This window comes from Antarcticibacterium flavum, assembly GCF_006159205.1.
Taxonomy (GTDB): Bacteria; Bacteroidota; Bacteroidia; order Flavobacteriales; family Flavobacteriaceae; genus Gillisia; species Gillisia flava.
This window is the reverse complement of record NZ_CP040812.1, coordinates 1842375-1857237: the sequence shown is the minus strand read 5'-3', so window position 1 is coordinate 1857237 and position 14863 is coordinate 1842375. Positions and strand designations below refer to the sequence as shown.

11 protein-coding genes are annotated in these 14863 nt (G+C 42.9%); 9 read left to right on the top strand and 2 right to left on the bottom strand.

The window, feature by feature from the left end; genetic code table 11:
- Nucleotides 1-11: 11 nt before the first annotated feature.
- The 6 genes from FHG64_RS07705 (at nucleotide 12) to FHG64_RS07680 (ending at nucleotide 7705) form a co-directional block, all read left to right on the top strand.
- Nucleotides 12-1376 (top strand): tetratricopeptide repeat protein, encoded by a 1365-nt coding sequence (locus FHG64_RS07705; protein WP_139065857.1) that lies wholly within the window; start codon nucleotides 12-14, stop codon nucleotides 1374-1376.
- Entirely contained in the window at nucleotides 1337-1948 is a 612-nt protein-coding gene (gene lptC, locus FHG64_RS07700; protein WP_246054339.1) for an LPS export ABC transporter periplasmic protein LptC, read from the top strand. The genes FHG64_RS07705 and lptC overlap by 40 nt, the downstream gene beginning before the upstream one ends.
- Nucleotides 1945-2136, top strand: coding sequence for a hypothetical protein (locus FHG64_RS07695; protein ID WP_139065856.1), 192 nt, complete (start codon nucleotides 1945-1947; stop codon nucleotides 2134-2136). Before lptC ends, FHG64_RS07695 begins: the two co-directional genes overlap by 4 nt.
- Before the next feature lie 6 nt (nucleotides 2137-2142).
- Nucleotides 2143-3432, top strand: a complete 1290-nt coding sequence (locus tag FHG64_RS07690) for a hemolysin family protein (protein ID WP_139065855.1) — start codon at nucleotides 2143-2145, stop codon at nucleotides 3430-3432.
- 1363 nt (nucleotides 3433-4795) lie between these two features.
- A complete protein-coding gene (locus FHG64_RS07685) occupies nucleotides 4796-6868 on the top strand; it encodes a peptidylprolyl isomerase (protein WP_139065854.1) in 2073 nt (690 codons plus the stop codon).
- A gap of 438 nt (nucleotides 6869-7306) precedes the next feature.
- Nucleotides 7307-7705 (top strand): endonuclease domain-containing protein, encoded by a 399-nt coding sequence (locus FHG64_RS07680; RefSeq protein WP_246054337.1) that lies wholly within the window; start codon nucleotides 7307-7309, stop codon nucleotides 7703-7705.
- A gap of 95 nt (nucleotides 7706-7800) precedes the next feature.
- On the opposite strand, the gene FHG64_RS07675 is transcribed toward FHG64_RS07680, so the two are convergent.
- Nucleotides 7801-8730 (bottom strand): GYDIA family GHMP kinase, encoded by a 930-nt coding sequence (locus tag FHG64_RS07675; RefSeq protein ID WP_139065853.1) that lies wholly within the window; start codon nucleotides 8728-8730, stop codon nucleotides 7801-7803.
- Complete coding sequence (locus FHG64_RS07670; protein ID WP_139065852.1) at nucleotides 8727-10043, bottom strand: hydroxymethylglutaryl-CoA reductase, degradative; 1317 nt, start codon at nucleotides 10041-10043, stop codon at nucleotides 8727-8729. The genes FHG64_RS07675 and FHG64_RS07670 overlap by 4 nt, the downstream gene beginning before the upstream one ends.
- A gap of 198 nt (nucleotides 10044-10241) precedes the next feature.
- Between FHG64_RS07670 and FHG64_RS07665 the strand changes: the two genes are divergently transcribed.
- The 3 genes from FHG64_RS07665 to FHG64_RS07655 all read left to right on the top strand — a co-directional run bounded on the left by FHG64_RS07665 (nucleotide 10242) and on the right by FHG64_RS07655 (nucleotide 14860).
- Nucleotides 10242-12413, top strand: coding sequence for a S9 family peptidase (locus FHG64_RS07665; protein ID WP_139065851.1), 2172 nt, complete (start codon nucleotides 10242-10244; stop codon nucleotides 12411-12413).
- A 24-nt stretch (nucleotides 12414-12437) separates the two neighbouring features.
- A complete protein-coding gene (locus tag FHG64_RS07660; protein WP_139065850.1) occupies nucleotides 12438-14036 on the top strand; it encodes a peptide MFS transporter in 1599 nt (532 codons plus the stop codon).
- Between the two features lie 281 nt (nucleotides 14037-14317).
- A complete protein-coding gene (locus FHG64_RS07655; RefSeq protein WP_139065849.1) occupies nucleotides 14318-14860 on the top strand; it encodes a thioredoxin family protein in 543 nt (180 codons plus the stop codon).
- Nucleotides 14861-14863 lie beyond the last annotated feature (3 nt).

Below are 14863 nucleotides of genomic sequence, written 5' to 3'. Positions count from 1 at the left end.
AACACTAAAAAATGAAAACGAAAATTATCATCGCCTTTTCGGGCTTATTATTAAGTACCAGCGTGCTGCAGGCACAGGATTGTGCTACTAAAGCTGCCCTGGCTTACGACGATGCTAAAGCACAAAGATACGACCAGGCCTACCAGCCACTTATGGAAGTGAAGGAACAATGTCCTACTTATAGTCTGGCAACCTTCCAGTACCTTGATCGTATCCTTAAGCACAAGCTTGAAAACGCACAGGGGGCTGAAAAGAATAAGCTTATTGAAGAAAACATTCAGTTAATGAATGACAGGCTTAAACATTTCCCTAACAAGACCAATGAAGCAGATATCCAGGGAGAAATCGCCTGGTTGAAATACGACAACGGGATTGGAACCAAAGAGGAGCAGTTCAAAGCTTTTGATGATGCTTACAAGGCCAGCCCGGAGAGCTTCACAAGCCCAAAGCGTATCTATGCATATTTCTCTCTTCTTGTAGATCTACAGGATGAAGGTAAAAGAGACCTGCAGGATGTATTTGAGCTGTATGAAGAAGTGATCACCAAGATCGAGGATGAAGAGAACAAGCTTGCACAAATGCTTGCACCTCTTGTGGAGAAGCAGGAAACAGGAGCTACTTTGACTGGAAAGGAAAAGCAGTTGGCAGATAATGCTGAAATTAACCTTAGTGCTTACTCTACTGTAAAAGGGAGTGTAAATGCAAAACTTGGTCAAAGAGCAGATTGTGATAACCTTATCCCTTTATATAAAAAGGACTTCGAGGCAAATAAAACCGATGTTGACTGGTTGAAAATTGCTTCTGAAAGACTTTCTGCAAAGGATTGTACAGATGATCCAATCTTCTTCCAGGTGTCTGAAGCACTTCACAGAGCTGAGCCTTCTGCAAAATCTGCCCTTTATTTAGGACAGCTGGCTGAGGCTGAAGGTAAATCTTCACAGGCTATGAAGTACTATACAGAGAGTGCTGAACTTGAGGAGAATCCAAGAGATAAGGCAAGAGTATATATGAGAATTGCTGATAACTATAGAAAAGGAGGAAACTTCTCCCAGGCAAGAACTTTCTATAGAAGGTCTCTTGACGCACAACCTTCAAACGGTAGAGCTTACCTGCATATCGCAAATATGTATGCTCAAAGTGCAAACAACTGTGGAGAAACCACTTTTGAAAAGAGAGCTGTATACTGGTTGGCTGCAGATTATGCTGCGAGAGCAGGACGTGTAGACCCATCTTTAAGCAGCACTGCAAATGAAACAGTTGCAGCCTACAAAGGTAGAGCTCCACAAAAGTCTGATATTTTCCAGGCCGGGAAGCAGGGCGAAACCATAAGGATTGGATGCTGGATTGGGGAAAGCGTAAAAGTACCTACATTGTAAGAAGATCAATGATCACATATAAGAATATAATTAGAGGCATTGTCACAGTTACCGCTGTGACAATGCTTTTTTCATGCGAAGGCAATCTTAACAGGATTCGGGCTATGGACCTCCCGGGCGATAGTCCGCAGGCAATTGGCACGAACCTGGATCTTAAGTATACAGATTCCGGCAGGGTAGTGGCTACCTTAAAAAGTGAGCGTATGCTGGACTATACCAACCTGGAGTTTCCATACCGCGAATTTCCCGATGGGATAGAACTGGAGTTCTTTGATGAGAACAGGCAAAAGAATACGGTGACCTCCAATTATGCCATCATTTACGATGAAACGGGTCTTATTGACCTGCAGGGCGATGTAGTGTTGGTGACCAGCGACAGTACCAGGCTGGAAGCAACCCAACTTTACTGGGACCAAACCATAGGATGGGTATTCACAGATAAACCAAATACCATACGCCGTCCCAGCGGGGCACGTAACCAGGGGCAGGGCTTTGATAGCGACCTAAATTTCACTAATTTTCGCTCCCGTACCAATGTAGGGGTACAGGTCATAGAAGATAAAAACCAATGATGAGATTTTTTAAATACTTTGAATACGCGTACCTTGTAATTGCTGCGTTTTTCCTGTTCGAGACCATTCGCATTTGGAACGAGGAAAGAAATAGGGCATACCTTTTTGCCGCCTTTGTTGTGGTGGCGATCTTTATGTACTTCTTTAAAAGACGGTTCAGGAAGAAATTGGAAGAAAGGAACCGGTAATCCTGTATGGAAAGTGAAATAATAATTATTGTAGGTGCTTTGATCCTTTCTGCATTCTTTTCAGGAATGGAGATCGCCTATATTTCTTCCAATAAGATCTTTATAGAGATCGAAAAACGACAGGCGGGTTTTCTTGCCAAGGTCCTTAAACGCCTTACTAAAAAACCTTCCAAATTCATCGCCACTATGCTGGTGGGGAATAATATCGCCCTGGTGATCTACGGTTTCTTTATGGGGGATCTTATCATGCAGTGGCTGCAGGGGATGAATGGCACAGAAAGTTCATTTCTCCAGGTGCTTATCACAGATTTTAGCCTGCTCACGCAAACTGTAATTTCCACACTCGTAATACTTTTTACTGCGGAATTTCTTCCCAAGGTTTTCTTTCAGATATACTCCAATTCCCTGCTGAAGTTCTTTGCAGTACCGGCGTATTTGTTCTACCTGCTCTTCAGTTTTGTGTCAGATTTTATTATCTGGATATCAGATTTTATTTTGAAGCGTTTCTTTAAGACTGAAGGGGATGAAGTGCAGCTGGCCTTCAGCAAAATAGAACTGGGGAATTTTATTAGTGAACAAATGGAAACGGTTGAATTGCACGAGGAAGTGGATAGTGAGATACAGATCTTTCAGAATGCCCTGGAATTTTCAGACATTAAAGCAAGGGAAGTGATGATCCCGCGTACAGAGATCGTGGCCGTGGACCTTAATGTTGCGCCCCGCGATTTGGTTCAGACTTTTACCGATACCGGCCTTTCCAAGATCCTGGTGTATAACGAGACGATTGACGATATCATAGGATATATTCATTCCTTTGAACTGTTCAAAAGGCCTTCAACTCTTAAATCTATTTTGCTTCCTGTGGTTTTTGTGCCCGAGACCATGTGGGTTAAAGATGTCCTGAATATCCTTATCAAAAAGCGAAAAAGTATCGCGGTGGTGATCGATGAATATGGGGGTACCAGCGGGATGATCACGGTGGAGGATATCGTGGAGGAACTTTTTGGGGAGATAGAGGATGAACACGACCCGGTGATCCTTATCGAGGAAAAGCTGGAGGAGAACAGGTATAAATTTTCTGCGAGGCTGGAGGTAGATTATCTCAATGAAGCCTATAAGCTGGACATTCCTGAAGGGGAGAACTACGAAACCCTGGGTGGATTTATCACCAATTACACCGAGGAGATCCCGCAGCAGCTGGAGGAGGTGAAGATCGAGAACTTTCACATAAAGATCCTGGAGGTGTCCACTACCAAAATTGAATTGGTGGAGCTGGAGATAAGGGAGAGGGATTGATCAATTTTAGAGGCGGGAGTCTGGAGTCTATAGTCTGGAACCAAGAACCAGGAACCAAGAACCAAGAACCAAGAACCAAGAGCAAAGAATAGAGAGCCAGGAAAAAAGAAGGGGGAACAAGATCCGGGACTGGAGTCTGGAATCTAGAATCTGGCCAAAATAATCCTGACGTCATGCTGAGACCTGCGGTAAAAAATTTACCTAGCGTGAGGTGATGACGTATGAATATCATCAATGAATATACTAATCTTCTTTGCAGAATTTCTCCCGGCCTACGAAAGCTTATCGTAAAATTTGAAATGAGAGGGGCGTTAAAAATTTTAGGCTGTTTGAGCGAAACGGATTGAACTCGCTAGAAAGGATTTGCCCGCGAGTTCCTAAAATTTAGCCACCGAATGAAAAATTTAGAGAAGCTTTCGTAAGCCTAGACTTTTTTGTTTCTTTTTTGGGCGATGCAAAAAAGAAAAGGCGGTCCTATGAAATGGGAATAAACTCCCCTGGATAATAGAAGAAATATAGTACGTCAATGGTAACTTGTTTCAGCATCTAACGTTCTTGAAAAGTACCGCCGCTCTCAACTGCATGACATTTAAACCATAGCCTCCTGTGCAGCCTCTGAAGCTTTGATGAATAACATTCGTCCCTGCCTTGACCACCCTTATAATCCATGAGACCCTGAAAAACTTTGCAGGGCGACTATAGATTAGGAGCTTCCAGGAAGATTTTTTCTTTGGAGTACGAATACTTTTTCCGCCACCCTTTAAGAAGGGGCAAAGTGGGAAAAGAGATAGGAATACAAAAGCGTGAAAAGATTACTATAACCGCTTTGTTCGCTTTTTGTTTTGAAATTATTTAAAGTTCCGAGGAGCCCACCCCGCCTTTCAGGCACCCCTCCGCAGGAGGGGAAACCTCTGTAGCTTAAATCCGTTAAACTTTGTGTTTAGGCCACCATTAACCTCGAAAAAAGGAAAATTAACCTCGACAGAAAGATCCAACACCAAACACCAAACAATAAACACCAAACAACTTCCAAACTCGGAAAAAAAATAAAATGAATCAAACTACTTTTTCCGCCACCCTCGGGAGGGGCAAAGCGGAAAAATACTCGATTATTAAATGATTAATGAAAAGCAGAAGCATTAAGGGTGTGAGGCGGATGAGGGACCTTAGTATAAGATCATATTTTTTCCTAAAATGTACCTGCAGCCATCTTTTAAAGGGGCTGGGAAAACCTTCTGCCGGATACGGACTGAAAACAAGTATCAAAAACTCTTATTCCTTAATAATTTGCAAATATTAAGTTTTATAATTAGGCTAAAAACACTATTTTCGCCCACTATATTAGATTAAACAATAACTAAAAATGGCAGTATTAAATAAAATTAGGCAACGTTCTGTTTTCTTGATTATTATTATTGCATTGGCCCTGTTCTCATTCGTACTGGCCGATGTGATTCGTAACGGGGGGATGAGTTCGCAAAAGTCCCAAAATGTAGTTGCAACCGTGAATGGCGAGGAGATAAGCAGGGAAGAGTTTGCAAGACAGGTTGAGGCCTATCAACAAAATATGGGACAAAACGCCTCTACTACCCAGGCTGTAAACCAGGTATGGGAAATGAAACTTCGTGAGGTAATGCTTCTTGATGAGTTTGATAAGCTGGGAATAGATGTGGGTGAGGCACAGGTGAGACGTGCCCTGCGTCAACAACTTGGTCAAAACCCAAATTTCACCAATGAGGCCGGAATGTTTGATGACAACAGGCTGCAGGAATATGTTGCCAATTTAAGGGCCACTTCTCCACAGGCATACCAGCAATGGGTTGCTTATGAGAATTCTATTGCAGAGAGTGCCCGGGAAAATATATACTACAACCTTGTAAGGGCAGGAGTAGGTGCAACCCTTCTTGAGGGAGAACAGGCTTACCGCCTGGAGAATGACAATGTCGACATTCGTTTTGTACAGGTTCCTTATACGACTGTACCCGACAGTGAGGTTGAGGTTTCCAAAGATGATATTCGCAACTATGTGAAAAAACATCCTAAAAGATTTCAAACTGAAAAAGCACGTGATATCCAGTACATCTTCTTCCAGGAGGAGGCTAGTGCCAGTGATGAAGCTGAAGTTAGAGAGGAACTGGAAAGAGCCATGGAAGGATTCAGGAACACTAACGATGTTGCCAGCTTTGTGAACCAGAATTCAGATATAGAATTCCAGGACAGGTTTGTATTCAGAGACCAATATACCGGTAATAATGCAGCTGCGATCTTCGATATCGAAGAAGGAGAGGTTACTGCACCATACAAGGAAGGCGGATACTGGAGAGTGACCAAAATGCTGGAAAAAAGACAAATGGCCGATTCTGCCAACGCGAGCCACATTATGGTGACCTGGGAAGGACTTCCAACTGCTGAAGGGGCTACCCGTACAAAAGAAGAAGCTAAACAACTAGCCGACAGCCTTGCGCAGGTGGTAAGAAGAGATAAAGAAAAGTTTGCCGACCTGGCAACAGAATTTTCTGCAGACAGGGCTTCGGTTACTCAGGGAGGGGATCTTGGAGATTTTCGTCCGGGGGATATGATCCCTGCATTTGATGAATTCGTTTTTTCAAATTCAGCCGGTACTGTAGGAGTGGTAGAAAGCGACTTTGGATATCACGTGATCAATATTAAGGAAAAAACAGAAGAAAAGCCTGCGGTTAAGATAGCCATGCTTGCAAGAAGGATCGAGCCGTCTGAGCAGTCACTGAATGACCTTTATACAAAGGTTACAAGATTTGAAATGGATGCTAAAAACACCAGCTTTGCAGATGCTGCCAAAGAAGGAAATCATGACATTCGTACAGTAAAAGATGTAAAAGCTTTAGACGAGAACATCCCTGGGGTGGGACAGCAAAGAAGAATTATACAATGGGCCTTTGACAATGAAGTGAAAGCCGGTGATATCAACAGGTTCGAATTGCCAACAGGTTATGTTGTTGCCCAGGTAACTGCAGTGAAAAAAGAGGGATTGATGAGTGCTGAGGATGCATCATCAACAGTGACCCCAATCCTTATGAGAGACAAAAAGGCAGAGGTCATCAAAAACAAGATAAGTGGAAATGACCTGCAGCAAATCGCGCAGAACAATAATACAAGTGTTGAGTCTGCTAATGCTGTAAACCTTAAAAACCCAACTATCGCAGGTGCAGGAAATGAGCCTAAAGTAGTGGGTGCAGCCTTCGCTCTTGAGGCCGGGCAGGTTAGCCAGCCAATCGCAGGGAACAGAGGGGTATATGTAGTGGAGTTAACAGCAAAAAATAGTGCTCCGGCTATGGAGTCCTACAGGTCTTTCGCCACCCAGCAAACCATGCAAAGAAGACAGGGAGTTGAAGATAGAATCTTCAATGCCCTAAGAGAAAAAGCAGAAATCGAAGATAATAGAGCCAATTTCTATTAGTCCTCTTTAGAAAATAACTTAAGCCCCCGCTGTGAGAACAGCGGGGGTTTTTGTTATTAATAGATAATCGTGTAATTTTAATTCCTTGCCCCGGCCCTAAAGGGAGGGAATTAAAATAAGAAGAATTGTAGTATTAAAACTTTTTCCGCCACCCTTTATGCAGGAGCAAAGCGGGAAAAGAGATTGGAGTACAATGTCTAACAAACCTGCAAAGGGAGATAAAGAGTTCTTAGTCTTTTCAAATTTCTTCCTTATATTGAAAATCCTTTGCATTTTAATTCCTTGCCCCGGCCCTAAAGGGAGGCAATTAAAATGAGAGTATTGTAGTGTCAAAACTTTTTCCGCCACTCTTTAGGACGGGGCAGAGCGGAAAAAGAGATTGAAGTACATTCTTCTTTTATCCATATAAGCAGTTATGAAATTATATATTCCACTTTTATGAAAAAAGATCATCCTTATCGGGACAATAGTATGCATAAAGGTGCTCCTTCTGAGAATTTTCGGCTTGCAGAGATTTTAAGACAGAAAATGACAGTTCCTGAGTCACTGCTATGGGAAAGAATCAAAGATAATCAGCTCGGGAAAAAATTTAGAAGACAACATCCGATTCATTTTTTTATAGCTGATTTCTATTGTCATCACAGTAAATTAATAATTGAAATTGATGGTGATTACCACAATAATGAGGAGCAAAAACAACAGGATTCTGAGAGAAGTGAAATATTAAAATTTCAGGATCTTGAAATAATACGATTTACTAATCTAGAAATCCTAAACGACCTTGAAGCAGTCATTGATATAATCAAGAGAAAACTTATTTCCTCTGCAAATGAATAATTAAAGTTCCCATACTTTTTCCGCCACCCTTTAGGGCGGGGCAAAGCGGAAAAAGAGTAGTATAGAAGATTGGACTCTAAATTTCCTCTCAATACCTACCCCACCATCTCCTCATAACCCAAGATCACTCCATACCCCTTCTTCCTAAAATAATCCTTTTCCTCCTCGCCGCCGGTGGCAAGTATAAAATCCCCACCCCAGCCGCCGAGGCTTTTGATGCTTCCGGAGAAATCGGGGAAGAGTTGGGTTTTGATTTTTGGAGTATTGATAATGCCCGAGATAAGGGTTTCGTGGATGTTAAGCAGCAGATTGAATTCTGACAAATTATCACAGGAAATGATAGAAGCGGTAAGTCCGGAGGCCTTTGAAACTGCTCCCTGGATATTCTCCCTGGGCTGTTGCCTGTAGTGTGCAATAGAAGACCGGCTGTTTTGCTTTTGATTAAGGTAAACGAAAAAAAGACGGTCTTTGAATGGAGGGTCGAATTGCACATTTAGCACATTCCGGCCATTTCCCTGAAGTTCATAGGTGATTGGGCCTTCTGCCGCTGCGGCTGCGATGTCATAACCGCTGCCTCCAAATGTCTTTTCCAGCAGTTGGTATGCATCGATCTTAAACCATTGGGCTATGTTGTTTATTAGGGTGGAAGAGCTTCCCAGGCCCCATTGTCGATCGAATTCCAGTTGGGTGACGACTTTGTAAGCCTGCTGGTCTCTGAAGAGTTGCGGATTGAGCTTATGAGCTTCGGTAAGGATCTCCAGGAGTTTATTTGTAAGCCCGGTTTGTGTGGGATCGGCTGTTGTTTCTTCTGCCCGGAAGTCGGTTCCGTCGAAACTTAGCCTGCTTTCAAACCATGTTTCTCCATCTTTATTAAAGGCTTTCCAGGTGGTGAACTCTCCTTCAGCAGGAGTTACTTCTAAAGATTGTCCAAATTTTGTTGGTATGGCAAGGGAAAGTGTCCCATCCAGCACAAGATATTCCCCGGTTAATAATAGCTTTCCCCTGCTGTAGAACTTTTGGCTCATTGGCGAAGTTTTTCCAGTTGTTCCACCACCCCGCTATGGGTGACGGTATGATGCTTAAAATAATTGATCAATTCCTCTTTCTCTCCCGCAGTGGCGTTTTGCTGATTTAAAATATTCATAAGATGCATTTTCATATGTCCCTGCTGTATCCCTGTGGTCACAAGGGATCTTAGGGCTGCAAAATTCTGCGCCAGGCCGGCCACAGCGATGATCTCCATCAATTGAGGGGCAGTTGGTTTTTGAAGGATCTCCAGCGCCACCTTTACCAGCGGATGTAGATTGGTGAGTCCGCCCACGGTACCTACTGCCAGTGGGATCTCCATCCAGAATTTGAAGATGCCGTCTTTCACGCTTGCGTGAGTTAAACTTTTATACTGCCCGTCCCTTGAGGCATAGGCGTGAATGCCGGCTTCTACTGCCCTGAAGTCATTTCCTGTAGCCAGCACCACGGCATCGATCCCGTTCATAATTCCTTTATTATGGGTAACGGCACGGTATGGCTCCACTTCGGCTATCCTGACGGCCGTGATAAATTTTTCAGCAAAGGAATTGGGGTCATAGCTGTTGTCTTCATCCAAATCTTCAACAGGGCAGGAAACTTCAGCTCTTACAAGACATTCAGGAACAAAATTGGAGAGGATGCTCATTATAACCTCAGGATGTTTCTCCTCTTCATTAAAATCCTCAAAACCTTCCGCAGCACTTTTAAAGATCTCGGCAAACCTCTCGAGACAGGAGTTGATGAAATTGGCTCCCATAGAATCTTTCGTCTCAAACTTGCAGTGCAGCTGGTGGTAATGAGGAACAAGACTGGTTTTATCCCTTAGCTCTATGTCCAATACCCCTCCACCACGTTTTTCCATATTCCGGGTGATCCCTGCCACTCCCTCCAGGAGCATAGGTTTTACCTGCCTGAAGAAAGTCTGCAGTTTTGCAGTGTCCCCCTTAAAAAGGAAATGCACCTGGCCAACCTTGGTGGTATTAAGCACCTGCACCTTGAAGCCGCCACGGGTGCCCCAAAATTTTGCAGCTTTACTGGCAGCCGCGATCACAGAACTTTCCTCTATGGCCATGGGAATTGCATAAAGCTTCCCATTGATCTCAAAATTTGGTGCGATGCCAAACGGCAGGTAGAAATTGCTTAATGTATTCTCTGTAAACTCTTCGTGAAGCTGCTGCAATCGCGTATCTGCATTCCAGTATTGGCGAAGGATATCTTCTGAAAGTGGGGAGTCCTTAAGGTATGTTTTTGATAACCAGGCTATTTTTTCTTCCTTACTAAGTTTGGAAAATCCTGTAACGGGTTTGATCATTTCTATAATTAATTGAGAGGCCAAAGATACAATTACTGCCTTTAATCCTGAAAAAGCAGGAGGATTTGAAGTTATTCTTTTCCTTCCCAATATTTCCGGAAGGTAAACGTTAACATAATGTTAGGATTTAACACAGGCAAGGCCGGTTTTTTGCCGAATTTTTAGTAAACTTGGCCTACAAAAATATTTCTGCAATTTATGAGATTATCGAATATGCTGCTTGCCTTTCTTTTGGCAGGTACTTCTGCGGTTTACGCCCAGGAAAAAGAGATCACCCTTGAAGAGATTTGGAACGGAACCTTTAGCCAGGAGAGGCTGGAGTCGCTTCGTTCGCTCAATAACGGGACAGAATATATTGTCCTTAACCAAAACCGCGAACAAGGTTCAACCAGTATTGATGTGTACGATTACAAGAGCGGTTCCAAAAAAAGAAGCCTTGTTGATAGTGAAAAATTGGATGATATCGCTCGATTTGGTTCCTATGAGCTAAGTGATAATGAGAATAAGATCCTGCTGGGAACAGAGAGCGAACAAATTTTCAGGAGATCCTCCCGGGGGATCTATTATGTATATGATGTGAAATCGGGATCACTTACAAAGGTGAGCGATAAAAAGATACAGGAGCCCACTTTTTCTCCAGATGCTTCAAAAGTAGCCTTTGTACACGAGAACAATATTTTTATTAAGGACCTTGCGACCGGGGCAGAAAGCCAGGTAACTGCAGATGGGAAGAAGAACGAGATCATTAACGGGATCACAGACTGGGTATATGAAGAGGAATTCGGGTTTGTGCGTGCATTTCAATGGAATGCAACAGGAGATCACCTTGCCTATATCAAATTTGATGAGATCAACGTGCAGGAATTTTCTATGGATCTCTACGGGGAAGAACTATATCCCGGAGCCTCCACTTTTAAATATCCAAAGGCAGGGGAGGAAAATGCAATAGTTTCCCTCCATTTATACCATTTGCAAGAGGGTAATACCACTGAGATCAACCTTGGGGATTACCAGGATTTCTATATTCCACGTATTAAGTGGACCAATGATCCTGAAATTCTAAGCGTGCAGGTGATGAACCGCCACCAGAACAACCTGGACCTTATTTTTGTGAATGCAAGGACCAATGAGGCAAGGGTTGTTCTCAATGAAACCGATGAAGCCTATGTTGATATAACCGATAATCTCACCTTCCTGAAGGATAACAGCTTCATCTGGACCAGTGAGCAGGATGGTTACAATCACATATACCACTACAATAAAAACGGAAAGCTGCTTAATCAAATAACCCAAGGAGATTGGGAAGTTACACGTTATTACGGTTTCAATGAAGGCAGGAATACCATTTACTACCAAAGCACAGAAAACGGAAGTGTGAACCGCGATGTATATTCCATACGAACCAACGGGAAGAACAAAACAAGACTTACAGATAGGGAAGGAACTAATAGTGCCGATTTTAGTGCAGATTTCACCTACTTCATCAACACCTTCAGCAATACTGAGACCCCTGCAGAGTATACCTTAAGGGATGCAAAGAATGGAAAAGTGGTAAGGGAGATCAAAGATAACAAAAAACTACTTCAGAAGTCTGAAGCATACGGTTTCTCCCCGAAGGAGCTTTCTACAATAGAGATCAATGGGAATGAGCTGAACATGTGGATGATCAAACCTGCCGATTTTGATGAGAACAAGAAATATCCGCTGTTGATGTTCCAGTACTCCGGCCCTGGATCGCAATCTGTTTCCAATACTTATTTTAATTCTAATGACTACTGGTACCAGTTGCTGGCCAATGAAGGTTATATCATCGCAACAGTGGATGGGCGGGGTACAGGATATAAAGGAGCTGCCTTTAAAAAAGTGACCCAGAAGGAACTTGGGAAATTTGAACTCGAAGACCAGATCGCGGCTGCAAAGAAATTTGCCTCTTATGATTATATAGATGAGGACCGTATAGGAATATGGGGATGGAGCTATGGCGGTTTTATGTCTACCAATGCCATTCTTAAAGGCAATGAGGTCTTTTCCCTGGCTATAGCAGTTGCCCCGGTAACCAGCTGGAGGTTCTATGATACTATCTATACTGAAAGATATATGACTACCCCACAGGAAAATCCATCTGGTTATGATGAGAATTCCCCTATTAATCACGTGGAAAAACTTAAAGGAGATTATTTGCTGGTTCACGGTAGTGCAGATGATAATGTGCATGTGCAAAATACTATGAGGCTTATTGAAGCTTTAGTGCAGGCAAACAAACAATTTGACTGGGCGATATATCCAGATAAGAACCACGGGATCTATGGCGGGAATACCAGGCTGCACCTGTACACTAAAATGACGAATTTCATCAAAGAAAAATTATAACAACCTTACCCTAAAAGATATATAATGGCTAATACAGCACCTCCAGTTGATCAAAAAGAATTATTTGGGCACCCTATGGGGTTATACGTTCTGTTCTTCACAGAGATGTGGGAACGTTTTTCCTACTACGGGATGCGGGCCATTCTCGTACTCTATCTTGTAAGTGCCACAACAGAAGGCAATGCAGGACTGGGCTGGACCCAGGGAGAAGCGCTCGCCCTTTATGGATGGTATACCATGCTTGTTTACGTGGTTTCCATTCCCGGCGGTATCCTGGCAGATAAGGTTTTTGGCCAGAAAAAGGCAGTACTCATTGGGGGGATCATCCTGGTAATTGGTCACGGGATCCTGGCAGTAGAGGAAATGTGGGCCTTTTATACAGGTCTTGCCGGGATCATAGCAGGGGTAGGGCTTTTGAAGCCTAACATTTCTACTATGGTAGGTGGACTTTACCGTGAAGGGGACATAAGAAGAGATAAAGGATTTACCATATTTTATATTGGAATTAATCTTGGCGCCTTTCTTTCAAGCTTGATCGTAGGTACGGTTGGTGAAGTTTATGGATGGCATTATGGTTTTGGTCTTGCCGGGATCGCGATGGCATTTGGATTGATCGTTTACCTCTGGGGCCAAAAATACCTTACCAATGTGGGTAACCTGCTTTCAAAAGTAGAACGCGATGAGGGTGCATCCCTTGGCAGCCTTTTCAGCGATTTGTTTAGCTCCCCGCTTCAGCTTACTGTTACCCTTGTTCTGCTTGCAGCATCGCTGTTTGGAATGTACACTATGGGAATAGCATATGGATTATTGTTCATCTTCTTAACCCTCGTGGTGGCAATGATGATGATGGTTTACAAAGACCTTACAAGTCAAATAATGAAGGACAGGTACGTGGTGATGCTGCTTTCCTTTATCCTGGTGATCGTATTCTGGGGTGCATTTGAGCAGGCCGGTGGTCTTATGAACATTTATGCGATGGATAAGACAGACAGGAGTATTCCCTTTGAACTCCCATTTGGAATTGGAGCTGAAGTTCCGGCTTCCTGGTTCCAGTCACTAAATGCGCTCTTCATAATAATGTTTGGGGTATTGGTTGCCAATTTCTGGGCAAGGAGAAAACTTAAAAGCAAGGAGGCTTCTTCTATTTTCAAGATGGCCACAGGTGTTATTATAATGGGCCTTGGATTTGTGTTCATGGTATTTGCGGCAATGGAATTCGAAGCCCAGGGAGCATCAGCTATGTACTGGCTTGTACTGGCATATTTATTACATACCATTGGGGAACTATGTTCTTCTCCCGTGGCACTTTCATTCATTACCAAATTGGCGCCGGTTAAATACGCTTCCCTTATGATGGGGGTGTACTTTGCCGCTACCGGGCTGGGGAATAAGGTTGCCGGTACCCTGGGAGAGTTTGCAAGTGAAGCCGGGGATATTGCGATTTTTGCAGGGATTACAATTTTTACTGTAGCCTTTGCTTCTATTGTTTTGATAATGCTGAAACCACTTAAGAGATTAACCCACGGAGCTGAAGATAACGAACGGGAATTGCCGCAACAGGAGAAATTCGAGTTAAGCGACGAGGAGCTAATCGTGGAAAAAGATGAACGCAACCGAAGATAAGAATACGAACTTTTTTAGTTTAAATCTTGTCTCTCCAAGGTATGAAGTTCCTATTTAAGTAAATTTAAAAACCGCAGGAAGGATAGAGGCTTTCACAAAGAATCTCTATGTCGCTATAATTTTCGTGGTTCTTTATTATCCCGGTATCAGCAGGATTGGTGAATTTCCTATTGAAGCCTGTGCGTGGCAGACTAATGCATGGAATTCATTAAAGTTTTTTATTTTTGGGAAATCAAATTCAGGAATGATAATTGGAATACTCGAAGAAAAGATATTATGATATGAAAGGATTACTGGCCATTTTCACATTCCTTATCGGTTTAAGCTTTACCCAGGCACAGGAAATCAACTGGATGTCCATGAATGAAGCACTGGAAGCTCAGAAAAAGCAGCCCAGGAAGATCCTTATGGATGCCTATACCACCTGGTGTGGCCCGTGTAAATTAATGGATCAAAAGACCTTTACCAATAAAGATGTGGTGAATTATGTGAATAAGCATTTTTATGCGGTAAAATTCAATGCTGAAGGTACCGAGGAGGTACAATATAAAGATTTTAACTATACCAATCCCAATTACGACCCTAACCGGAAGGGGAGAAACAGTCAGCACTTTTTTGCCAACGCACTGAAGATTACCGGTTACCCCAGCCTGGTGTTCTTTGACGAGGAGAGCAATGTGATAGCGCCCATTATGGGTTACCGTACCCCCGAACAACTGGAGATATATTTAAAGATGATCGCAAAAGACGATTATAAAAATCTGACTACAGCAGAAGCCTGGCAAAAATATGAGAAAGGCTTTAAGGGCAGTTTTAAAAATTAAGTG

Bases quoted from the DNA above. Each gene is read 5' to 3' on its own strand.
- FHG64_RS07705 (WP_139065857.1), top strand. From the start codon at position 12: ATGAAAACGAAAATTATCATCGCCTTTTCGGGCTTATTATTAAGTACC.
- lptC (WP_246054339.1), top strand. From the start codon at position 1,337: ATGCTGGATTGGGGAAAGCGTAAAAGTACCTACATTGTAAGAAGATCA.
- FHG64_RS07695 (WP_139065856.1), top strand. From the start codon at position 1,945: ATGATGAGATTTTTTAAATACTTTGAATACGCGTACCTTGTAATTGCT.
- FHG64_RS07690 (WP_139065855.1), top strand. From the start codon at position 2,143: ATGGAAAGTGAAATAATAATTATTGTAGGTGCTTTGATCCTTTCTGCA.
- FHG64_RS07685 (WP_139065854.1), top strand. From the start codon at position 4,796: ATGGCAGTATTAAATAAAATTAGGCAACGTTCTGTTTTCTTGATTATT.
- FHG64_RS07680 (WP_246054337.1), top strand. From the start codon at position 7,307: ATGAAAAAAGATCATCCTTATCGGGACAATAGTATGCATAAAGGTGCT.
- FHG64_RS07675 (WP_139065853.1), bottom strand. From the start codon at position 8,730: ATGAGCCAAAAGTTCTACAGCAGGGGAAAGCTATTATTAACCGGGGAA.
- FHG64_RS07670 (WP_139065852.1), bottom strand. From the start codon at position 10,043: ATGATCAAACCCGTTACAGGATTTTCCAAACTTAGTAAGGAAGAAAAA.
- FHG64_RS07665 (WP_139065851.1), top strand. From the start codon at position 10,242: ATGAGATTATCGAATATGCTGCTTGCCTTTCTTTTGGCAGGTACTTCT.
- FHG64_RS07660 (WP_139065850.1), top strand. From the start codon at position 12,438: ATGGCTAATACAGCACCTCCAGTTGATCAAAAAGAATTATTTGGGCAC.
- FHG64_RS07655 (WP_139065849.1), top strand. From the start codon at position 14,318: ATGAAAGGATTACTGGCCATTTTCACATTCCTTATCGGTTTAAGCTTT.